Annotated in this window: 15 protein-coding genes and 3 pseudogenes; 15 read left to right on the forward strand and 3 right to left on the reverse strand. The window is 65.7% G+C overall.

Translation table 11 applies throughout. The annotated features are described in order from the left end of the window. Nucleotides 1-67: 67 nt before the first annotated feature. A complete protein-coding gene (gene dacB, locus AC1Z32_RS16555; RefSeq protein WP_483479653.1) occupies nt 68-1,672 on the reverse strand; it encodes a D-alanyl-D-alanine carboxypeptidase/D-alanyl-D-alanine endopeptidase in 1,605 nt (534 codons plus the stop codon). Between the two features lie 284 nt (nt 1,673-1,956). On the opposite strand from dacB, the gene AC1Z32_RS16560 reads away from it, so the two are divergent. The 9 genes and pseudogenes from AC1Z32_RS16560 (at nt 1,957) to AC1Z32_RS16600 (ending at nt 8,997) form a co-directional block, all read left to right on the forward strand. After that, nucleotides 1,957-2,619 (forward strand): response regulator, encoded by a 663-nt coding sequence (locus tag AC1Z32_RS16560; RefSeq protein WP_483479654.1) that lies wholly within the window; start codon nt 1,957-1,959, stop codon nt 2,617-2,619. After that, nucleotides 2,619-3,920, forward strand: coding sequence for an ATP-binding protein (locus AC1Z32_RS16565; RefSeq protein ID WP_483479655.1), 1,302 nt, complete (start codon nt 2,619-2,621; stop codon nt 3,918-3,920). The genes AC1Z32_RS16560 and AC1Z32_RS16565 overlap by 1 nt, the downstream gene beginning before the upstream one ends. Before the next feature lie 518 nt (nt 3,921-4,438). Beyond that, nucleotides 4,439-4,567: pseudogene (locus AC1Z32_RS16570) on the forward strand (hypothetical protein); the annotation flags it as partial. A 102-nt stretch (nt 4,568-4,669) separates the two neighbouring features. After that, a pseudogene (locus AC1Z32_RS16575) lies at nt 4,670-4,774 on the forward strand (hypothetical protein); the annotation flags it as partial. Between the two features lie 99 nt (nt 4,775-4,873). After that, a pseudogene (locus AC1Z32_RS16580) lies at nt 4,874-5,293 on the forward strand (YadA family autotransporter adhesin); the annotation flags it as partial. A gap of 188 nt (nt 5,294-5,481) precedes the next feature. Beyond that, nucleotides 5,482-6,984 (forward strand): DegQ family serine endoprotease, encoded by a 1,503-nt coding sequence (locus tag AC1Z32_RS16585; protein WP_483479656.1) that lies wholly within the window; start codon nt 5,482-5,484, stop codon nt 6,982-6,984. A 140-nt stretch (nt 6,985-7,124) separates the two neighbouring features. Beyond that, nucleotides 7,125-7,607: a carboxypeptidase regulatory-like domain-containing protein gene (locus AC1Z32_RS16590; RefSeq protein ID WP_483479657.1), complete on the forward strand. Its 483-nt coding sequence runs from the start codon at nt 7,125-7,127 to the stop codon at nt 7,605-7,607. A 145-nt stretch (nt 7,608-7,752) separates the two neighbouring features. Beyond that, on the forward strand, nt 7,753-8,130 hold the full coding sequence (locus tag AC1Z32_RS16595; protein ID WP_483479658.1) for a DUF427 domain-containing protein: 378 nt from the start codon (nt 7,753-7,755) through the stop codon (nt 8,128-8,130). A 75-nt stretch (nt 8,131-8,205) separates the two neighbouring features. After that, nucleotides 8,206-8,997, forward strand: coding sequence for an SRPBCC family protein (locus tag AC1Z32_RS16600; protein WP_483479659.1), 792 nt, complete (start codon nt 8,206-8,208; stop codon nt 8,995-8,997). 4 nt (nt 8,998-9,001) lie between these two features. Here the strand turns inward: AC1Z32_RS16600 and AC1Z32_RS16605 are convergent, their stop codons facing one another. Beyond that, nucleotides 9,002-9,958 carry a helix-turn-helix domain-containing protein gene (locus AC1Z32_RS16605; RefSeq protein WP_483479660.1) on the reverse strand — a complete coding sequence of 319 codons (957 nt, stop codon included), beginning with the start codon at nt 9,956-9,958 and terminating at the stop codon, nt 9,002-9,004. Nucleotides 9,959-10,087: 129 nt separating this feature from the next. On the opposite strand from AC1Z32_RS16605, the gene AC1Z32_RS16610 reads away from it, so the two are divergent. Continuing rightward, the gene (locus AC1Z32_RS16610) at nt 10,088-10,720 is read left to right on the forward strand and encodes a cysteine hydrolase family protein (RefSeq protein ID WP_483479661.1); all 633 of its coding nucleotides are present in this window, start codon (nt 10,088-10,090) and stop codon (nt 10,718-10,720) included. Here AC1Z32_RS16610 and AC1Z32_RS16615 read toward each other — a convergent pair. Next, nucleotides 10,703-11,347 carry a TetR family transcriptional regulator gene (locus AC1Z32_RS16615; protein ID WP_483479662.1) on the reverse strand — a complete coding sequence of 215 codons (645 nt, stop codon included), beginning with the start codon at nt 11,345-11,347 and terminating at the stop codon, nt 10,703-10,705. The genes AC1Z32_RS16610 and AC1Z32_RS16615 overlap by 18 nt on opposite strands. 447 nt (nt 11,348-11,794) lie before the next feature. Here AC1Z32_RS16615 and AC1Z32_RS16620 point away from each other — a divergent pair, with 447 nt between their 5' ends. The 5 genes from AC1Z32_RS16620 to AC1Z32_RS16640 all read left to right on the forward strand — a co-directional run bounded on the left by AC1Z32_RS16620 (nt 11,795) and on the right by AC1Z32_RS16640 (nt 22,638). Beyond that, nucleotides 11,795-13,042, forward strand: coding sequence for an efflux RND transporter periplasmic adaptor subunit (locus tag AC1Z32_RS16620; RefSeq protein WP_483479663.1), 1,248 nt, complete (start codon nt 11,795-11,797; stop codon nt 13,040-13,042). Between the two features lie 18 nt (nt 13,043-13,060). Further along, complete coding sequence (locus AC1Z32_RS16625) at nt 13,061-16,246, forward strand: efflux RND transporter permease subunit (protein ID WP_483479664.1); 3,186 nt, start codon at nt 13,061-13,063, stop codon at nt 16,244-16,246. A 1-nt stretch (nt 16,247) separates the two neighbouring features. Further along, entirely contained in the window at nt 16,248-17,774 is a 1,527-nt protein-coding gene (locus AC1Z32_RS16630; protein WP_483479665.1) for an efflux transporter outer membrane subunit, read from the forward strand. Between the two features lie 476 nt (nt 17,775-18,250). Then, the gene (locus AC1Z32_RS16635) at nt 18,251-19,441 is read left to right on the forward strand and encodes an efflux RND transporter periplasmic adaptor subunit (protein ID WP_483479666.1); all 1,191 of its coding nucleotides are present in this window, start codon (nt 18,251-18,253) and stop codon (nt 19,439-19,441) included. Nucleotides 19,442-19,458: 17 nt separating this feature from the next. Further along, on the forward strand, nt 19,459-22,638 hold the full coding sequence (locus tag AC1Z32_RS16640) for an efflux RND transporter permease subunit (RefSeq protein ID WP_483479667.1): 3,180 nt from the start codon (nt 19,459-19,461) through the stop codon (nt 22,636-22,638).

Consider the following 22,638-nt stretch of genomic DNA (forward strand, 5'->3'; position numbering starts at 1 on the left):
CCCGGGCCTCACTTCGTAGAAGAAATCTTCGGTCACGTCCGGCTCGCATGCCCGCGAGCGACGCGTCTCAGTCCGCCGCGCCCGGGCGGCGCGCACCCTCGTAGACCCATTCGAGCAGCGCATCGTGCGCGGCGCGCGCGGCCTCGGCGCGCGGATTGTTGATGAAGCTCACGACGACATAGCTCTCGCCATTCGCCGCGCCGACATAGCCGGCGATCGCGCGCACGTCGCGCAGCGTGCCGGTCTTGATGTGCGCATTGCCGAGGGCGCCCGCGTTGGTGAGGCGGTTGCGCATGGTGCCGTCGACGCCCGCGACCGGCAGGGATTCGACGAACACCTGCGCGACCGGGCTCGCGTTCGCCGCCATCAGCAGATCGGCGAGCGAGGCCGCGGAAATGGTTTCGTCGCGCGAGAGGCCGGAGCCGTTGTCGAGCGCGAGGCCGTTCATCGGCAGGGCACTGCGTTTCAGGAACGCCTGGATCGCCGCAGCCGATTTCGCCGTCGTCGCGGGCGGTTTCGATTGCGCCGCGCCGATCGTGAGGAACAGGTTGCGCGCCATCACGTTGTTGCTGAACTTGTTGATGTCGCGAACGACATCCGACAGCACCGGGCTGCGATGCGTGCCGACGAGCCGCGCGTTCGAAGGCGTCGGGCCTTCGCGCGTCGCGCCCTGGAACGTGCCGCCCGTCTGCTTCCACAGCGCGAGAAAGCCGCCCGCAAAGAAGGTCGAATGATCGAGCGCGGCGACGTTGACCGTGCGCGAGCCGCAGCGCAGCGGATAGTCGCCGATGAACGACGCCTGCACGAAGCCGCCCTGCGTCTGCGCGACCGAAGGCGACGCGGCCTGCAGCGACCCCGTGCACGCGCCGCGCGTGACGCGCAGTTCGTTGTCTATCTGCAGTTGCGCGAGCTGCGGCAGCACGTCGATAGACACCTGTCCGTCCTCGCCCGGCGTCAACGTGAAGGACAGCGACTTGAACGCGTAGAGCAGCGGGTCCGGGCCGACGTTGTAGGGCGCGGTGTCGTCGTTGTCGAACGCGGGGAGATCGCGCGTGGAGGCGTCGAAGTAGCGCTTGTCGAGCACGAGCGCGCCGTCGATCCCCGTGATGCCGTTCTTGCGGATCTGGTTGACGAGATCGATCAGCTCTTCCGGCACGAGCTTCGGATCGCCCGTGCCCTGAATGTACAGATTGCCGTGCAGGACGCCTTGCGCATCGAGATCGCCGTCGGCATAGGCGGTGGTCTTCCAGCGGTAGTCCGGCCCGAGCATCGAGAGGCCCGCGTAGGTGGTGACGAGCTTCATCGTCGAGGCGGGCAGCATCGGCTCGTTCGCGTTGATCGAAACGAGCGGCACGGGCGCGCCGACGCGTTGCACGACGACGCTCATCGACGAGAGCGGCACATGCGCGCGCGCGAGCGCCGTCATCACCGAAGCGGGCAGCGGACCGGCGGGCACTCTGGCCTTCGCCTCGTGCTTCGCTTCGTTCTTCGCGGCGCGCTTCGATTTCGCGCCGCCCTTCGCCGCATGTTCCGGCCGCTGCGCCTGCGATTCGGCTTTGGTGCCGCCGCGCGCTTTCGCATCGGGCATGTGGCCGAGCGCCGCGCAGGCAAGAGCAGCGGCGAGCGCAAACGAAGAAAGACGGCTGGACACGGAACGAGAAGCGAGCGGCATGGACGAGCGTTGTTCTTGGACTGGATGATGGGCGGCGGCGCGGGATGAGCGCGCGTCGCGCCGCGTGGGAAGCGGCTATTGTAGACAAGCTGGCTTGCGGAAATCGTACGCGTGGCAAATCTTCATCACGCGATGCTGACGCGGCCGGCATGCATCGCGCCGTTGCCCTCTGAAAGTGGACGGTCCGCGCGGTTAAGTCCCGTTTAAGCCTGTGGCGGGCAGGCGCCGCTACAATGGGTCGCGGCCCGAAAGCTGCCTTATGTAACCACGAACAGATATGTGCCATGCGAATCCTGCTTGTCGAAGATGACCGGATGATCGCCGAGGGCGTGCGCAAGGCGCTGCGCGCGGACGGCTTCGCAGTCGACTGGGTGCAGGACGGCGAGGCCGCGCTCACGGCGGTCGGCGGCGAGCCCTACGACCTGATGCTGCTCGATCTCGGCCTGCCCAAGCGCGACGGCCTCGACGTGCTGAAGACGCTGCGCGCGCGCGCCAACGCCGTGCCGGTGCTGATCGTCACGGCGCGCGACGCCATCGCGGATCGCGTGAAGGGGCTCGACGCCGGCGCCGACGATTATCTCGTCAAGCCCTTCGATCTCGACGAGCTCGGCGCGCGCATGCGTGCGCTCATCCGCCGTCACGCGGGGCGTGGCGAATCGCTCGTGCGGCACGGCGAACTCACGCTCGATCCGGTCGGCCATCAGGTGACGCTCGCGGGCGCGCCCGTAGCGCTGTCGGCGCGCGAGTTCGCGCTGCTCGAAGCGTTGATGGCGCGGCCCGGCGCGGTGCTTTCGAAGAGCCAGCTCGAGGAGAAGATCTACGGCTGGGGCGAGGAAATCGGCAGCAACACCGTCGAGGTCTACATCCATTCGCTGAGAAAGAAGCTCGGCGCCGATCTCATCCGCAACGTTCGCGGCCTCGGGTATATGGTCGCGAAGGACGCCTGATGCAGTCGATCCGGCGGCAATTGGTGATCTGGCTGCTCGCGCTCGTGATCGTCGGCGTGGGGTTCGCGGGCTGGCTCATCTATCGCCAGGCGCTCGCCGAAGCCAACGAACTCTTCGATTACCAGCTTCAGCAGATCGCGGCGGCGCTGCCTTCGGAGCCGTTTTCGTCGGTGCTGAGCTCGCGCAGCGAGAGCGATGAAGGCGTCGTCATCCAGATCTGGAATCGCAACGGCGTGCTGATGTACTACTCGCATCCGCGCGTGCCGCTGGCGCCTCACGCCGAACTCGGCTTCTCCACCGAAATGACGCCGCGCGGCGAATGGCGCGTGTATAGCGCGATCGTCGGCGACAACGTCGTGCAGCTTGCGCAGCCGCTGTCGATCCGCAATCGCGTCGCGGCGGGCGTCGCGTGGCGCACGCTGTGGCCGCTCGTGCTGCTGCTGCCGCTGCTCGGGCTCGCGATCTGGGTGATCGTCGGGCGCGGTCTCGCGCCTTTGCAGCGCGTGACGCGCGCGCTCGACACGCGCCATCCCGAGGCGCTCGATCCGCTTTCCGATCAACGTCTGCCGCAGGAAGTGCGGCCCGTCGTGCGCGCATTGAATGCGCTGCTTTCGCGTTTGTCGGCGGCGCTCGATACGCAGAAGGCCTTCGTGGCCGATGCCGCGCACGAGTTGCGCACGCCGCTCGCCGCCGTGCAGATCCAGGCGCAGCTCGTCGCGCGCGCGCAGGATGATGTTACGCGACGCGAGGCGCTTCACGACCTGCACGAAGGCATCGCGCGCGCGACGCGTCTTGCCGAACAGTTGCTCGCGCTCGCGCGATCGGAGCCGGATGGCAAGACAGTCGAAGCCCGCATCGATCTGGGCGAGTTGCTGGAAGGGTGCGTGCGCGGGTATGTGCTCGTGGCGCAGGAGCGTGAAGTCGATCTCGGTATCGAGGCGAGCGAGCCCGCGATCGTCAACGGCGATCCGGATTCGCTGCGCGTGATGTTCAACAATCTCATCGACAACGCGACAAAATACACGCCGCCCGGCGGGCGTGTGGATGTCTGTCTGAAGGTCGAGGACGGGCATGCGGTCGTCGATATCGACGACACCGGGCCGGGCATTCCCGCCGAGGAACGCGAGCGCGTGTTCGACCGTTTTTATCGCGTAGGAGAAGGCGCCAACCGGGCGCGCACCGATGTGGCGGGCAGCGGGCTCGGACTCGCGATCGTGCGGCGGATCGCGGCTCAGCATGGCGCTGCGGTCGCGCTCGGGGAATCGCCGGCAGGCGGGTTGAAAGTGACTGTGCGGTTTTGAATTTGGCGGCGGAAATGCTGCTTTGTCGTGGAACAGATTGATCGAAGTCGGCGAGGAAGTTTTTTTGGTGGACCGATGTTTGTTTGTTTTTTTATAAGGCAAGTAATTGATTTGACTGATTTTGTTTTTTAGGAAACCTCGCCTACATTTGAATAGGATTGTTGATTAATCTCCGCAGCTCTTTATCTTCCGGATGATTGATCATGAATGGCTTGAGCGGTGGACGTTGGCTCACTCTACGGTCGGTGCTCGCGAAGCGAGGGTGGCTCGTAGTGGCGGTCGGGTTGATGGCGGGAAGTTCCGGCGCGTGGGCTGACCCGCAGTTGACGATTTGTGGCGGCAATGGGATTGGGCAGGGTCTGGTTCCGATGAGCCTTACTCTCCTTCCCGGATGCACTGCCAATACTGCGACACTTACCACCGATAGTTCAAACCCAGCAGCCGATCAAATTCAGCTAGGCGGCGGCGTGGTCGGCATCACCGCGGGCACCAGCATCGAGATGCACCAGTACGTCGACATGCTTAGCAACAAGATCAGCGGCCTCGCCCCCGGCGAGATCTCGGCAACGAGTTCCGACGCGATCAACGGCTCGCAGCTTTACACCGCTGTCAACGACCTCACGACCAACATCAACAACGGCACCATCGGCCTCGTGCAGCAGGACCCGACGTCGCGCGCCATCACCGTCGCGAAGGACACGGACGGCACGATCGTGGACGTGACGGGCACGGCAGGTGCACGCCAGGTCACCGGCGTGGCGGACGGCGAGCTCAGCGTGACCAGCACGGACGCGGTCAACGGTTCGCAGTTGTACGCGACGAACCAGCAGGTCGATGCGCTGAACCAGCGCGTGGCGAACATCACGATCGGCGGGGCGACGTTCATCGATTCACAGGCGAACGATGCACCCGCCGCGGCGACGGGCGCGAACTCGACCGCCATCGGTAACGGCGCGCAGGCGAGCGGGGCGAATTCGGTGGCGCTGGGCGACCGTTCCGTCGCATCGGAAGACAACACCGTGTCGGTCGGCTCGGCGGGCAACGAGCGCCGCGTGACGAACGTCGCGCCGGGCATCAATGGCACGGACGCAGCGAACATGAACCAGTTGAACGCGGTGCAAAGCAGCGTCAACACGGTCGCGCGCGAAGCGTTCGCCGGCGTTGCCGCGGCGATGGCCATGCCGAACCTCACGCCGCGTGAGCCGGGCAAGACGGTGGTGGCCGCGGGCGTGGCGAACTATAAGGGCTATACGGCAATGGGCGTCGGTGGCACCTATCGTTCGCAAGACAGCCGTTGGCTGGTGAACGGTGCGCTGTCGCTGACGGGGCATGGCGACGCAGGCGTCCGCGCGCAAGTCGGCTACGAGTTCTAAGCTCGCAGCGAAGCGGCGCCGGCAGCAAGGCGCCCGGTACAAGGGGCGGCCATCCGTGAGGGTAGCCGCCTCTTTTGCATTCGCGCGCGTCCTTCTGGCCTTTTAAGAGAGATTTAAGCGACGAACCGTAATCTTCCTTCATCCGCAAAGCGCATCCACGCAGCGCATCCCGTTATCAGGAGCACACGATGAAAGCGAAGATCCTCACCCGCAGCGCCGTCGCGGCAGCCGTTGCCGTTGCCTTGTCGGCGGGCTACGTGGCCGGACATAACAACGTGCCTGCGCCCCAGGTCATCGCGCCCGCGCAAGCGGCGTTGATGCCCGCCGAAGCCGCGGCCAAGACAGGCATTCCGGATTTCTCCGGTCTCGTCGAGACCTACGGCCCCGCGGTGGTGAACATCAGCGCGAAGCATGTCGTCAAGCAAACGTCGAACCGGCGCGGCCCGAATCAGTTGCCGATGGACCCGGACGATCCCTTCTACCAGTTCTTCAAGCGCTTCGGCGGCATGCCCGGCTTCGGCGGCGGCGATGGCGGCCCCGGCGCGGATCGTCCGAGCGAAGGCCTCGGCTCCGGCTTCATCGTGAGCAGCGACGGCTACATTCTGACGAACGCGCACGTCGTCGATAACGCCAATGTCGTCACCGTGAAGCTCACCGACAAGCGCGAGTACCGCGCGAAGGTGATTGGCGCGGACAAGCAGTCGGACGTCGCCGTGCTCAAGATCGACGCGAAGAACCTGCCTACCGTGAAGATCGGCGATCCCAACGGCAGCAAGGTGGGCCAGTGGGTGGTCGCGATCGGCTCGCCCTACGGCTTCGACAACACCGTGACGTCGGGCATCATCAGCGCGAAATCGCGCGCGCTGCCCAACGAGAACTACACGCCGTTCATCCAGACCGACGTGCCGGTGAACCCCGGCAACTCGGGCGGGCCGCTCTTCAATCTGCAAGGCGAAGTGATCGGCATCAACTCGATGATCTACTCGCAGACAGGCGGCTTCCAGGGGCTTTCGTTCGCCATCCCGATCAACGAGGCGATCAAGGTCAAGGACGCGATCATCAAGACGGGCCATGTAGATCGCGGCCGTCTCGGCGTGACGGTGCAGGGCATGAACCAGACGCTCGCCAACTCATTCGGCATGAAGTCGCCTCAAGGCGCCCTCGTGAGCTCGGTCGAGCCGGGCGGACCGGCGGCGAAGGCGGGACTTCAGCCCGGCGACGTGATCACCGCGCTGAACGGCGTGCCGGTGACGGATTCGACCTCGCTGCCTTCGCAGGTCGCGAGCCTTTCGCCCGGCACGTCGGCGAAGGTGACGGTATGGCGCGACAAGGGCGCGAAGGATCTCAGCGTGACCATCGGCGCGCTCAAGGACGCGAAGACCGCGAGCGCAAATACCGGAGGCGACGAAGGCGCGTCGGCGCAGGACGCGCGGCTCGGCGTCGCGGTGCGGCCGCTCACGCCGGAAGAGAGGCAGAACGATTCGCTCTCGCGCGGCCTGCTCGTGCAGCAGTCGAACGGCGCTGCGGCGACCGCGGGCATCCAGCCGGGCGATGTGATTCTCGCGGTCAACGGCCAGCCGGTCACAACCGTGCAGCAGTTGAAGTCGATGGTCCAGCGCGCGGGCGACAGCATCGCGCTCCTGATCCAGCGCGACGACGCGCAGATCTTCGTGCCGGTCGATCTCGGCTGAACGGCGCCCGTTGCGTCGCGCGATGCGGGCACGAACCATGCTCCGTGGTTCCCTGGTGCCCCATCGCGCGAAACCGGCGCATCGGGCGTGACGCCGCGGGCGCCTGACGGGCCGGCGGCATCGGACAAAGGAGCACGAACATGACGAGCAGAACCACGGGCAAGCTGGCGGCCGCAGTCCTCGTTGCGGCGGCGAGCGCGGGCATGGCAGGCGGCGCCTGGGCGCAGGCATCGGGCGGCACGGCCACCGACATGTCCAGCGCCGGCAACACCAATGGCGGCGGCCTGCCGCAGATCCAGCAGCAAGGCGACGTTTCCTACACATCGGGCGGCGTGGGGCTCGACGAATCGCGCGCATTGTTGCGCGAACAGGCGCAGTGGCCGTTGTCGCTGCGCTTCACGGGGCCGACCGCCGACTATCTTTCGGGCGTGCATGTGCGGATCGTCGGCGGCAAGGGCGGCGAAGTGCTGTCGACCGAATCGATGGGACCTTACATGCTCGTCAAGTTGCCGCCGGGCAGCTATACGGTCTACGCGAAGTACAAGGATCAGGAAAAGAAACAGGCGGTGACGGTGGCGGGCCCCGGCAAGGCGAAGGCGGCGTTTCACTGGAACATTCAGTAGCCGCGGGCGTCGAAGAGGTTAACGCCAGAGGCAGCGAAAGCGCTCACCCGACATCGGAATCTTGTCTCATAATTAAGCCACGGGTATCTCGGTGACTCGTGGCTTTTTCATGTGATGTCGGTTCGCACGCGGGAGGCGCATCAGGATGGGCACGGAACTCAACGACGGGCACGAAGCGGCGCAACGCATCGAGATCACGCCGAACGGCCGGCGCTGTCGCGTCATCCATCAGGGCGTCACCTACGCGGATACGCACGCGTCCATGACGCTCCTCGAAACGGGCGCGGATAAAGTGCACTACTTCCCGCGCGCCGACGTGAACATGGCGCGCCTGGAACGCTCGATCCACACCACGCATTGCCCGGTGAAAGGCCAGGCCACGCATTATCATCTGCTGACCGAGGACGGTCCGGTCGAGAACGCTGCCTGGAGCTACGAGGCGCCGCTCGACGCCGCCGCGAAGATCAAGGGCTACCTCGCGTTCTACCGCTCGCGCGTCGATCGTATCGACGAAACTTCCTAGGCGCGCATCCGAACAGACACCGCCCCACCCGTTGAGCCATAACGAACGCATGCGATCCTTGTCCCGGAGGCTCGAATGGAAGTCACCGATGCGTTGCGCGTTCCGCTCGACCCGGCGCACGTCCGGGAGGCGCTCGGCGATCTCGCGCTCTTGCGCGCGAGTCTCGACAATTGCGAATCGTTCATCCGGACGCCAGGCGGCGAGTATGTTCTCACGCTGACCGTGCCGCTCGGCGCGCTGCGTGCGCGCTACGAAATCCGCGCGCATGCGGCGGGCCGCACGCGTCAGGCGGCGCATGCCGAGGGCGACAGCGAGGAATCTGCAGATGCCGTCTACGCCCGCACGCTGAGCTTCAAGGCGCGCGGCGAGGGCGTCGGCTCGTTGCGCGGCCAGATCGCCGTCGCGCTGAATCCGGACGACGACGGCGACGCGACCTGGATCGAATACACCGTCTGGGCCACGGTATCGGGCCCGCTCGCCGGCTTGCCGTCACGGCAGATCGAAAACGCGCTGCGCGAGGGCGCCGACGAGTTCTTCGCCGAGTTCTGCGAAGTGGTGCGCGCGAAGCACGGCCTGCCGTCGATGCGCGCGGCGGGCGAAAGCGCGGCGCGGCGGCACGTGTTCCTTCGGCCGAGCGTGGTGTCGGCGGCATTTTCGCGTCGCGCGGGCGCGATGCGCGCACCCTCCGCCGATGCCCATGCGAGCGGCGTGCTGCGGCATCGTCTGCACGGGCACGGCTTCGCGCATCACGACCCCGATCATTCCCACGATTCGCATCCGCTCGGTCTGCCCGGCTGGGCCTGGGCGGCGATGCTCGTGTGCGTCGCGCTGTTCGCGTACCTCGCCGAGCACATCGGCTTGCCGTGACGCGTCACACGCCGCGAAACGCCCGCCGATAAGCCGATGGCGACGTCTTCAGCGTCTGCGCGAATTGCTGGCGCAGCGTCGCGCCGGTGCGCAAGCCGCTCTTCTCCGCGATGCGGTCGATGGGCAGATCCGTGTCCTCGAGCAGACGTTGCGCGAACGCGACCCGTTGCCCGATGAGCCACGCGCCGACGGTCGTGCCCGTCGTTTCCCGAAAGCGCCGCGTAAAGTTGCGGCGGCTCATCGCCATGCGCGCGGCGAGCGCATCGAGTGAATGGTCCGTTTGCAGATTGGCGCGCATCCAGTCGAGCAGCCCGGCGAGCCGTTCGCCGTTCGCGCGCCCGGGCAGCGGCTCGTCGATGAACTGCGCCTGCGAGCCTTGCCGGTGCGGCGGCACCACGAGCCGCCGCGCGACCTGATTCGCCGCGTGCGATCCGGCCAGCTTGCGCAGCACGTGCAGGCAGCAGTCGAGTCCGGCCGCGGTGCCGGCGGACGTCGTGATGTTTCCATCGTCGATATAGAGCACGTTCGGATCGAGCCGCACGCGCGGATAGCGGCGCGCGAAATCGCCGGCCCAGGCCCAGTGCGTCGTGGCCGCGCGGCCGTCGAGCAGGCCCGCCGCCGCGAGCACGTACGAGCCGAGGCACAGGCCGACGACCTGCGCGCCGCGTGCGTGCGCCGCGCGCAACGCGTCGAGCAGGGCATCGGGCGGCGTCTCGCCGGGATCGCGCCACGAAGGCACGATGACCACGTCGGCGGCGGTGAGCACATCGAGCGAATGCTGCGCCGCGATCGTGAATCCCGCCGATGTCGCGAGCGCGTCCGGCTCCGCCGCGCAGACCCGAAAGTCGAACGGCGGCACGCCGATTTCACCGCGATCCTCGCCGAACACGATGCACGGCACCGCCAGATGAAACGGGCTGATGCGGTCGAACGCGACGACGGCGATCGAATGGCGATTCATGGGCGGCTCCGGGGAAACATCCAATGCGCGTATTTTGGCCCGATTCCCGCGAAAAATGGCAATCGGGCCACTTTTGGGCGTCGCGCGGGCGCGGCGACAATGCGCTCAACCATCCACAAGGAGCTGACCATGCCGCGCCGCGCCCTGATCGTCATCGACGTGCAGAACGAATACGTCACCGGCAATCTGCCGATCGAATATCCCGATGTGAACGTGTCGCTCGCCAATATCGGCCGGGCGATGGATGCCGCCGAAAAGCACGGCGTGCCGGTCGTCGTCGTGCAGAATTTCGCGCCGGCGGCCGCGCCGATCTTCGCGCGCGGCTCGGCGCTGGCGGAGCTGCATGAGACGGTGACGTCGCGGCCGCGTGCGCATTACGTCGAGAAGTCGCTGCCGAGCGCGTTCGCGGGCACGGACCTCGGCGACTGGCTCACCACGCACGATATCGACACGATCGTGATCGCGGGCTACATGACCCACAATTGCGACGATTCCACGGTGAAGCACGCGGTGCACGCGGGGCTTTCGGTCGAATTTCTGATCGACGCGACGGGCGCCGTGCCCTACGAAAACCGCGCGGGCAAGGCGAGCGCCGAGGAAATCCATCGCGTGTTCACGGTGGTGATGCAGTCGCGCTTCGCCGCCGTGCTCAGCACGGACGAGTGGATCGCCGCGCTGGAATCCGGCGAGCCGCCCGCGCGCGACAACATCTACGCGTCGAACCAGCGGGCGCGGGGCGTGAATTCAGCCGCTGGCCGGTGACAGAAGGGCGGCGCTGCAACGCAGGGCGTCGAAGCATGCGTCGATCAGCGCTTCGGCGTCCCGCTCCGGATGGACGAGGTCCGGCAGCATCAGCGAATCGTGCAGGATGCCGGTGAACAGGCAATGCAGCATGGTCGTCGCACGGTTCGTATCGAGCGTTTCCGGAAGCTGTTTTTTCTCGACGGCGTTGCGCAGCGCGCGCTCGATGCGCTCCATGCCGTCGCGCATGTTGTTCTGATGCCGCTCGCGCACCGGCCCCATCTCCTCCACGAACTCGCATTTCATGAAGAGAATGTCGAACACGCGTCGACGCTGCTCGTCGGTGGTGATATTGCGCATGCACCAGACGAACAGCTCGCGCAGGCGCGCCAGCGGATCCTCTTCCTTGCCGTCGAGCGTGGCTGCCACGAGTTCGTCGAGCGGCAGCAGGCTGCGGTCGAACATCGCGTTGAAAAGATCGCCCTTGTTGGCGAAATGCCAGTAGATCGCGCCGCGCGTCACGCCCGCGGCCTGGGCGATGTCCGCGAGCGTCGTGCGCGATACCCCTTTCTCATAGAAGACGCGCTCGGCTGCGTCGAGTACCCGGTTGCGCGTCGCCTGCGCTTCTTCCTTGGTTCGTCTGACCATATCGTGCGGCCTGTGGCCGTCTGCTCCTGCTGCTGCCGTTGAAAGGACGCGCTGCATGCGTCCTTGTCGAAGATCCGTCGAACGTAATCGATTCCCGGAGCGGTTTTTTTCTCGCCACCAATGGGGAGAAACGCGTACGGTTTTTTACATTCATTCGTGAATGTATATACAATACCACCCGTTAACAAATTTCGACAAATTGAGTCGGCGAGCAGACTTCACGTAAGCTTTCAATCCGATTGCCCGTTCTGGCCGTCCTCTGGTCAAGCGCCGGCGCTTCTGAGCGCCTCGCACGGGCATGCAACGTCGGCCTTCGGCTGGCGGTAATGGTCACTCGTCGAACAGTCGGTTTGTCGGTCAGCGTCTTAACGACGCTCGTGCGCGGCATGGCCCGGGGAAGGCCGCCGCGCACCCACTTCACTCTCAGTCTTAGACAGAGGTCGCTCCATGCGCGTCGAACGGGTTCCACTCCGCTTAATCACCGCCGCGACGGCTGCCGTTTTCGTGGCAGCGTGCGGGCAAAAACAATCAGCACCTCCGCCGCAAACGCCCGAAGTGGGCATCGTCACCGTGCAGCCCACGAGCGTGCCGGTGGTTGTCGATTTGCCGGGCCGCACCAATGCCTATCTCGTTGCGCAGGTCCGCGCGCGGGTGGACGGCATCGTGCTGCGCCGTGAATTCACCGAAGGCTCCGAGGTCAAGGTCGGTCAGCGGCTCTACAAGATCGATCCGGCGCCGTACATCGCCGCGCTGAACAACGCGAAGGCGTCGCTCGCGAAGGCGCAGGCGAACGTCGCGTCGCAGAACGCGCTCGTGTCGCGCTACAAGATCCTCGTCGCGGCCAACGCGGTGTCGAAGCAGGACTACGACAACGCCGTGGCCGCGCAAGGCCAGGCCGTGGCGGACGTCGCCGCGGGCAAGGCATCGGTCGATACCGCGCAGATCAACCTCGGCTACACCGACGTCGTCTCGCCGATCACCGGCCGCACGGGCCTGTCGCAGGTCACGCCGGGCGCCTACGTGCAGGCGAGCGCCGCGACGCTGCTCACGACGGTTCAGCAGCTCGATCCGATCTACGTCGATCTCACGCAGTCGAGCGTCGAGGGCCTGAAGCTGCGCAGGCAGATCCAGGAAGGCCGCCTGCAGACCGAAGGCATCCACGCCGCGAAGGTCTCGCTCGTGCTCGAAGACGGCCGCACCTACACCGAGCAGGGCAAGCTGCAGTTCTCCGACGTGAGCGTCGATCAGAGCACCGGTTCCGTGACCGTGCGCGCGATCTTCCAGAACAAGGACCGCGTGCTTCTGCCGGGCATGTTCGTGCGCGCGCGCATCCAGGAAGGCGTGAACGATCACGCGCTCGTCGTGCCGCAGATCGGCATTACGCACGATCAGAAGGGCCAGCCGACGGCGCTCGTCGTCAACAAGGACGACAAGGTCGAATTGCGCCAGCTCGTCACGGGCGGCACCTTCGGCAACAACTGGGTGGTCGACGGCGGCCTGAACGCAGGCGATCGCGTGATCGTGAACGGTGTCGACAAGGCGAAGCCCGGCATGCAGGTCAAGCCGGTGGCCGCGAAATTCCCGTATCCCGCCTCGGACGCACAGGCGGCGGGCGCTGCATCGGGCGCACCCGCCGCAGCCGCTCCGGCGAACGCGAGCGGTGCCCAGCCGGCATCGGCCGCGTCGGGCGCGTAATAAAAGGGAGCCTGTTACATGGCAAAGTTTTTTATCGATCGACCGATCTTCGCGTGGGTGATCGCGATCATCCTGATGCTGGCGGGGATGGCGTCGATCTTCACGCTGCCGGTCGCGCAGTATCCGACGATCGCGCCGCCCGCGATCCAGATCAGCGCGACCTATCCGGGCGCATCGGCGAGCACTGTCGAAAACACGGTGACGCAGGTGATCGAGCAGCAGATGAGCGGTCTCGACCACTTGCTGTATCTCTCGTCCACTTCGGATGACTCGGGCACGGCCACCATCACGCTGACGTTCGCGGCGGGCACGAACCCGGACATCGCGCAGGTTCAGGTGCAAAACAAGCTGCAGCTCGCCACGCCGCTTCTGCCGCAGGTCGTGCAGCAGCTCGGCACGAAGGTCACGAAGTCGAGCTCGAGCTTCCTGCTCGTGCTCGCGTTCGTGTCCGAAGACGGCAGCATGAGCAAGTACGACCTCGCGAACTACGTGGCGTCGAAGGTGCAGGATCCGCTCTCGCGTATCGACGGCGTCGGCACGGTGACGCTGTTCGGCTCGCAGTACGCAATGCGCATCTGGCTCGACGCGACCAAGCTCACGAACTACGCGCTCACGCCCGTCGACGTGAAGAACGCCATCACCGCGCAGAACGTGCAGGTGGCGGCGGGCTCGCTCGGCGGTACGCCGGCGGTGGCGGGGCAGATGCTCCAGGCGACCATCACCGAGGCGACGCTCCTGCAGACGCCCGAGCAGTTCGGCAACATTCTGCTGAAGGTGAATCAGGACGGCTCGCAGGTGCGCCTGAAGGATGTCGCGAAGATCGAGCTCGGCGGCGAAAACTACAACTTCGACACGAAGTACAACGGCCAGCCGACCGCCGGCTTCGGTATCCAGCTCGCGACCGGCGCGAACGCGCTGAACACCGCGAAGCTCGTGCGCCAGAAGATCGACGAGCTGTCTAAGTACTTCCCGAACGGACTCGTGGTGAAGTATCCGTACGACACGACGCCGTTCGTGCGCCTGTCGATCGAGGAAGTGGTCAAGACGCTGATCGAAGGTATCGTGCTCGTGTTCCTCGTGATGTATCTGTTCCTGCAGAACCTGCGGGCAACGATCATCCCGACGATCGCGGTGCCGGTCGTTCTGCTCGGCACGTTCGCGATCATGTCGGCGGTGGGCTTTTCGATCAACGTGTTGTCGATGTTCGGGCTCGTGCTCGCGATCGGTCTGCTCGTCGACGACGCGATCGTGGTCGTGGAGAACGTCGAGCGCGTGATGACCGAGGAGCATCTGTCACCGCGCGACGCGACACGCAAGGCGATGGGCCAGATCACCGGCGCGCTGGTCGGCGTGGCGCTGGTGCTGTCGGCGGTGTTCGTGCCGGTGGCGTTCTCGGGCGGCTCGGTCGGCGCGATCTATCGGCAGTTCTCGCTGACGATCGTCGCGGCGATGGTGCTGTCCGTGCTGGTCGCGCTGATTCTGACGCCGGCCTTGTGCGCGACCATCCTGAAGCCGCATCCGGAAGGACACGAGCCTGAGAAGAAGGGCTTCTTCGGCTGGTTCAACCGCACCTTCAACAAGAGCCAGGCGAAGTATCACAGCGGCGTGCAGCACGTGATTCGCCGCTCCGGGCGCTGGCTCATCATCTACATCGTCGTGATCGTCGCGGTGGGCATGCTGTTCCTGCGTCTGCCGAAGTCGTTCCTGCCGAACGAAGACCAGGGCACGATGTTCGTGCTCGTGCAGGCGCCGCCCGGCTCCACGCAGGAGTACACGGCGCACGTGCTCAAGGACGTGCAGGAGTATCTGCTCAACGACGAGAAGAGCATGGTCGAATCGGTGTTCACGGTGAACGGCTTCTCGTTCGCGGGCCGCGGCCAGAACTCCGGTCTCGTGTTCGTGCGGATGAAGGACTATGCGCAGCGCCAGGCGAGCAACGAGAAGGTGCAGGCGCTCGTCGGCCGGATGTTCATGCACTTCGCGCCTTACAAGGACGCGATGATCTTCCCGGTCAATCCGCCGTCGATTCCGGAGCTCGGCACGGCCGCGGGCTTCGACTTCGAGCTGCAGGACCGCGCGGGCGTGGGTCACGCGAAGCTGATGGAAGCGCGCAACATGCTGCTCGGCATGGCCGCGAAGGACCCGACGCTGGCTCAGGTGCGCCCGAACGGTCTCAACGACACGCCGCAGTTCAAGGTGAACATCGACCGCGAGAAGGCGAACGCGCTCGGCGTCGCGATTTCGGACATCGACCAGACGTTCTCGATCGCGTGGGCGTCGCAGTACGTGAACAACTTCCTCGACGTCGACAACCGGATCAAGAAGGTCTACGTGCAGGGCGACGGTCCGTTCCGCATGAGTCCGGAAGACCTGAACAAGTGGTATGTGCGCAATGGCGCCGGAACGATGGTGCCGTTCGGCGCGTTCGCGACGGGCAACTGGATCTACGGTTCGCCGAAGCTCGAGCGCTACAACGGCATCTCGGCGGTGGAAATCCAGGGCGCGGCCGCACCGGGCAAGTCGACCGGCCAGGCCATGACGGCGATGGAAGCGATCGCGGCGAAGCTGCCCGCGGGTATCGGCTACGAGTGGACGGGCCTTTCGTATCAGGAACGCCAGTCGGGTTCGCAGGCGCCGATCCTGTATGGCATCTCGATTCTCGTCGTGTTCCTGTGTCTCGCCGCGCTGTATGAAAGCTGGTCGATCCCGTTCTCGGTGATCATGGTCGTGCCGCTCGGCGTGCTCGGCGCGCTGCTCGCCGCGACACTGCGCGGTCTGGAAAACGACGTGTTCTTCCAGGTCGGCCTCTTGACGACGGTGGGTCTGTCGGCGAAGAACGCGATTCTGATCGTGGAATTCGCGCGTGAGCTGCGCATCCAGGGCATGTCGACGGTCGAAGCGGCAATGGAAGCGGCGCGCCTGCGGTTGCGCCCGATCCTGATGACCTCGCTCGCCTTCATTCTCGGCGTGCTGCCGCTCGCGATCAGTAACGGCGCGGGCTCGGCGAGCCAGCACGCGATCGGCACCGGCGTGATCGGCGGCATGTTGACCGCGACCTTCCTGGCCATCTTCATGATCCCGATGTTCTTCGTCGTGATCTCGAAGTTCAGCAAGGCCAAGGATGTGCCGGCGGCAGGCTCGGGCGACTTCGGCGGTACCGGCGGTACGCACGGCTCGCCGTCTTCGGACAAGGAAGGACATTGAGATGCTTAAACATTCGTTGATCGCGGCCGCCGTGGCCCTGCTCGCCACCGGCTGCACGCTGCAGCCGAAATACGAGCAGCCGGCGGCGCCCGTCGCGCAGACGTTTCCGGAAGGCGACGCGTACGCGCACCAGCCGGATGCGTCGTCGACGGCGAGCAATGGCCGCAGCGCGAACGGGCAGAACGCGCCGGACATCGGCTGGCGTGATTTCTTCTTCGACGCGCGCCTGCAGAAGATCGTCGAGCTCGCGCTGAAGAACAACCGCGACCTGCGCGTCTCGGTGCTCAACGTCGAGGCGGCGCGCGCGCAGTATCAGATCGTGCGCGCGGGCCTGTTCCCGACGCTCGACGCCAGCGCGTCGCAGAGCAAGCAGCGCACGCCGAAGAACCTGTCGTTCCTCGGCAACACGATCTCGAACGAGTATTCGGTCGGCCTGAACGCCTCGTGGGAAATCGACTTCTTCGGGCGCATCAGAAGCCTGAAGGATCAGGCGCTCGCGCAGTATCTGTCGACGGCTCAATCGCGCAAGGCGGCGGAGATCGCGCTGGTGTCGTCGGTGGCGGATCAATATCTGACGATGCTCGCCTTCGACGACGCGCTCATCGTCACGCAGAACACGCTGACGACCGCGCTGGAGTCGTATCGCATCACGAAGCTGCAATACGACAACGGCACGGGCACGGAGCTGGATCTGCGTCAGTCGGAGGGCGTGGTCGAAGAGGCGCGGGCGAATCTGCAACAGCAGGCGCGTCTGCGCGCGCAGGCGGAGAACGGGCTCGTGCTGCTGGTCGGCGAGCCGCTGCCGGCGGATCTGCCGACCGGCATGCCGCTCGACACTCAGAACATTCTCTCGGACATTCCGGCGGGCCTGCCGTCCGACCTGCTGACGCGCCGTCCCGACATCGCGGCGGCGGAGCAGTCGCTGCTCGCGGCCAACGCGAACATCGGCGCGGCGCGCGCGGCGTTCTTCCCGCGCGTCTCGCTGACGGGCAGCTTCGGCACGCTTTCGCCGACGCTCGGCGGTCTGTTCAAGCCGGGTTCGGCGGCGTGGTCGTTCGCGCCGCAGATCACGGTGCCGATTTTCGAGGGCGGCCAGAACAAGGCCAATCTCGATCTGGCGAACGTGCAAAAGCGCATCGAGATCGCCAACTACGAGAAGGCGATCCAGACCGCGTTCCGCGAAGTCGCCGACGGCCTCGCCGCGCGCGGCACGTTCGACGAGCAGATCAAGTCGCTCGAGCGCTTCGTGAACTCGCAGAGCCGTCGTCTGGAGTTGTCGGACCTGCGCTATCGCAACGGCGTGGACAGCTACCTGGCCGTGCTGACCGCGCAGACGGCGCTCTACGCGTCGCAGCAGCAGCTCATCACGGCGCGGCTGAATCGCCTGACGAACCTCGTCGACCTGTATCAGTTCATGGGCGGCGGGTGGATCGAGCATTCGGGCGACGCGCCGCGTCCCGCGGATGCGCCGGTCGACTACGGCTCGCAAGGCGCGCCAAAGCCGGCTTCGACCGCCACGGCGGGTTGATCCGCCTAGAAGTGATGCAAACGAAGCCCGGCCGCGCGCCGGGCTTTTTTTCGCGCTTTCGAACGCGCTTCGCATCGAGGCAGAAGCAAGCCGCATGACGCGCGGCGTTGCACGATATTTCAGTCTCGGCGCCGGTTCGCCATATTTGTTTTAATCCTCGTCAAATTGTCACACAACTGCCTGTTGTTTAGGCTTCCTCACCGCGCGCGATATCTATAATCGGCTGCTTGTCGCAGTCGTGCGGGCGCGAACCGTTGCGCCGATCGGTTCACCCGAGCGCCAAACGCACTTAGTTATCCCAAAAAATGGCCGTGCTTTCGTGAAAGCGGCCAACCTCATCCGAAGCGCGGGCGGGCCGGACGCCCCGCGCGCCGCGATCCGCGACTTTCGCATCGCACGACAGCACGTCGCGCGGCCCGCCATGAACGCGAGGACGCGCGCCTTTCATCTTGAGTAACCACAGAGGTCCGCGTTCCATGCGTCTCAAACGGATTCCATACCGTCTCATTGGTGTCACGACGGCCGCCCTGCTGGCAGCCGGCTGCGGGGACAAGCATCCCGCGATGGCGCCGCACACGCCGGAAGTCGGCGTCGTCACGCTCGAATCGGCTTCGGTGCCGGTCACCACGGAACTCCCGGGCCGCACGAGCGCCTTCCTCGACGCGCAGGTGCGCGCGCGTGTCGACGGCATCGTGCTGCGCCGTGAATTCACCGAGGGCAGTCTCGTCAAGGCGGGGCAGCGGCTTTACAAGATCGACCCGGCGCCGTACATCGCGCAACTGAACAACGCGAAGGCGCAGTTTGCGAAGGCGCAGGCGAACCTCGTATCGACGAGCGCGCAGGCCGAGCGCTACAAGGTGCTCGTCGCGGCGAACGCGGTCAGCAAGCAGGACTACGACAACGCGGTCGCGGCGCACGGGCAGGCGCAAGCCGAAGTCGCGTCGGCCAAGGCCGCGATCGACGCGGCGCAAATCAACCTCGGCTACACGGATGTCAGGGCGCCGGTTTCGGGGCAGGCCGGCATCTCGCAGGTCACGCCGGGCGCCTATGTGCAGGGCGCGCAGGCCACGTTGATGGTCACCGTCCAGCAGCTCGATCCGATGTACGTGGATCTCACGCAATCGAGCCTCGACGGTCTCAAGCTGCGCCGTCAGATCCAGGAAGGGCGTCTTTCGGCCAGCGGACCGGACGCCGCGAAGGTCACGCTGATCCTCGAGGACGGCCGCGTCTATCCGGAGCAGGGCAAGCTGCAGTTCAGCGATGTGACCGTCGACCCGTCCACCGGATCGGTGACGGTGCGCGCGGTCTTCATGAACAAGGACCGCGTGCTGCTGCCGGGCATGTTCGTGCGCGCGCGCATCGAGGAAGGCGTGAATCCGAATGCGCTCGTCGTGCCGGTGCAGGGCGTGTCGCACGACCAGAAAGGCACCGCGGTCGCGATGATCGTCGGCAAGGACAGCAAGGTCGCGATGCGTCCGCTCGTGACGTCGCGCACGCACGGCCAGAGCTGGGTGGTCGACAGCGGCCTGAATCCGGGTGACCGCGTGATCGTCGAGGGCATCGACAAGGTGCGTCCGGGCATGGAAGTGAAGGCGGTGCCCGCGCATCTGCCCGCAACGCCCGCCGATGCCGCTGCCGCCGCCGCTTCCGGCGCCGCCGGCGCGTAGGACGGGAGGCACGCTTCATGGCCAAGTTCTTTATCGATCGCCCGATCTTCGCGTGGGTGATCGCCATCATTCTGATGCTGGCGGGCGTCGCGTCGCTTTCGACGTTGCCCGTCGCGCAATATCCGACCATCGCGCCGCCGTCGATCCAGGTCAGCGCGTCGTATCCGGGCGCATCGGCGCAGACCGTGGAAAACACCGTCACACAGGTGATCGAGCAGCAGATGAGCGGCCTCGATCATCTGCTGTACATGTCCTCGGCCTCCGACGACAGCGGCACCGCCACCGTCACGCTGACGTTCGCGGCGGGCACGAACGCCGATATCGCGCAGGTGCAGGTGCAGAACAAGCTGCAGCTCGCCACGCCCAACCTGCCGCAGGTGGTGCAGCAACTGGGCACGCGCGTCTCGAAGTCGAGCAGCAGCTTCCTGCTCGTGCTCGCGTTCGTGTCGGAAGACGGCAGCATGACCCGCGACGACCTCGCGAACTACGTGGCGTCCAACGTGCAGGACTCGATCAGCCGCCTGAACGGCGTCGGCACGGTTACGTTGTTCGGCTCGCAATACGCGATGCGCATCTGGCTCGATCCGAACAAGCTCGCCAAGTTCAACCTCACGCCGGTCGACGTGCAAGGCGCGCTGCAAGTGCAGAACGTGCAGGTCGCGGGCGGCCAGCTCGGCGGCACGCCGGCCGTGCCGGGCCAGTCGATGCAGGCGACCATCACGGAAGCCACGCTCCTGCGCACGCCCGAGCAGTTCGGCAATGTGCTCCTGAAGATGAATCAGGACGGCTCGCAAGTGCGCCTGAAGGACGTCGCGCGCATCGCGCTCGGCGGCGAGAACTACAGCTTCGAGACGCAGTACAACGGACGTCCGGCCGCGGGCTTCGGCATCCAGCTCGCGACGGGCGCGAATGCGCTCGCCACCGCCAACGCGGTGCGCGCGAAGATCGATGAACTGTCGAAGTACTTCCCGCCGGGCCTCGTCGTCCAGTATCCGTACGACACGACGCCGTTCGTCAGGCAGTCCATCACGGACGTGGTGACGACGCTGCTCGAGGCCATCGTGCTGGTGTTCCTCGTGATGTACCTGTTCCTGCAGAACCTGCGCGCCACGCTCATTCCGACGCTCGCGGTGCCGGTCGTGCTGCTCGGCACGTTCGCGATCATGGGCGCGGTCGGCTTCTCCATCAACACGCTGTCGATGTTCGGGCTCGTGCTCGCGATCGGCCTTCTGGTCGACGATGCGATCGTGGTCGTCGAGAACGTCGAGCGCGTGATGGCGGAGGAGGGCTTGCCGCCGAAGGAAGCCACGAAGAAGGCGATGAGCCAGATCACCGGCGCGCTCGTCGGCGTGGCGCTCGTGCTCGCGGCCGTGTTCGTGCCGGTGGCGTTCTCGGGCGGCTCGGTCGGCGCGATCTATCGGCAGTTCTCGCTGACGATCGTCTCCGCGATGGGCCTTTCCGTCCTCACCGCGCTCGTTTTCACGCCGGCGCTGTGCGCGACCATTCTTAAGCCGCTGCCGCAGGGTCACGAAGAGAAGAACACGGGCTTCTTCGGCTGGTTCAACCGCACGTTCAGGAAGAGCCAGCAGAAGTACCACAGCGGCGTGTCGCACGTCATCAGGCGTTCGGGACGGTTCCTCATCCTGTATCTCGTGATCATCGCAGCCGTCGCGCTGATGTTCACGCGTCTGCCGAAGGCGTTCCTGCCCGATGAAGATCAGGGCACGATGTTCGTGCTCGTCGCGACGCCCGCCGGCTCGACGCAGGAAATGACGCAGCGCGCGCTCGACGACGTCGCCGGCTATCTGCTGAAGGACGAAAGCGCCGTCGTCGAATCGGTGTTCACGGTGAACGGCTTCAGCTTCGCGGGACGCGGGCAGAACTCGGGCCTCGTCTTCGTGCGCATGAAGGACTTCGCCAAGCGCAAGGGCGCGAACGAGAAGATTCAGGCGCTCGTCGGCCGTACGTTCGGCCGCTTCGCGGGCTACCGGAGCGCGCTCGTGTTCCCGGTGAATCCGCCGTCGATCCCCGAGCTCGGCACGGCCGCGGGCTTCGACTTCGAGTTGCAGGACCGCGCCGGCCTCGGCCACGAGAAGCTGATGGAAGCGCGCGGGATGCTGCTCGGCATGGCCGCGAAAGATCCGTCGCTCGCGCAGGTGCGTCCGAACGGGCTGAACGACACGCCGCAGTTCAAGGTGAACATCGACCGGGAGAAGGCGCTCGCGCAGGGCGTCGATCCGTCCGTGATCGACCAGACGTTCTCGATCGTGTGGGCATCCAAGTATGTGAACAACTTCCTCGATACGGACAGCCGCATCAAGAAAGTCTATATGCAGGGCGATGCGCCGTTCCGCATGTCGCCCGAGGACGTCGAGAAGTGGTACGTGCGCAATGCCTCGGGCGCGATGGTGCCGTTCTCGACGTTCGCGACGGGCGAATGGAGCTACGGCTCGCCGAAGCTCGAGCGCTACAACGGACTTTCGTCGATCGAGATTCAAGGCGTGGCCGCGCCCGGCAAATCCACCGGCCAGGCGATGGCCGCGATGGAGGCGCTCGCCGCGAAGCTGCCCGCGGGCATCGGCTACGAATGGACGGGCCTCTCGTATCAGCAGATCCAGTCGGGCTCGCAGGCGCCGATTCTCTACGGCATCTCCATTCTCGTCGTGTTCCTGTGTCTCGCGGCGCTGTACGAGAGCTGGTCGATTCCGTTCTCCGTGATCATGGTCGTGCCGCTCGGCGTGATCGGCGCGTTGCTCGCGGTGACGCTGCGCGGCCTCGAAAACGATGTGTTCTTCCAGGTGGGTTTGCTGACGACCGTGGGCCTGTCGGCGAAGAACGCGATTCTGATCGTCGAGTTCGCGCGCGATCTCCAGCTCTCGCAAAAGATGGGGCCGATCGAAGCGGCGATGGAAGCCGCGCGCCTGCGCCTGCGCCCGATCCTGATGACGTCGCTCGCGTTCATTCTCGGCACGTTGCCGCTCGCGATCAGCAACGGCGCGGGCTCGGGCAGCCAGCACGCGATCGGCACGGGCGTGATCGGCGGCATGCTGACCGCGACCTTCCTCGCGATCTTCATGGTGCCGATGTTCTTCGTCGTCGTGCGGGCGCATTTCGGCGGCGACAAGGAAGACGTGGATGCTGCGCTCGCGCGCTATGACGCGCATCACCGCGCGCAACAAGGCAAGGAAGGGCACTGA

The organism is Caballeronia sp. 11_S32, assembly GCF_056930355.1.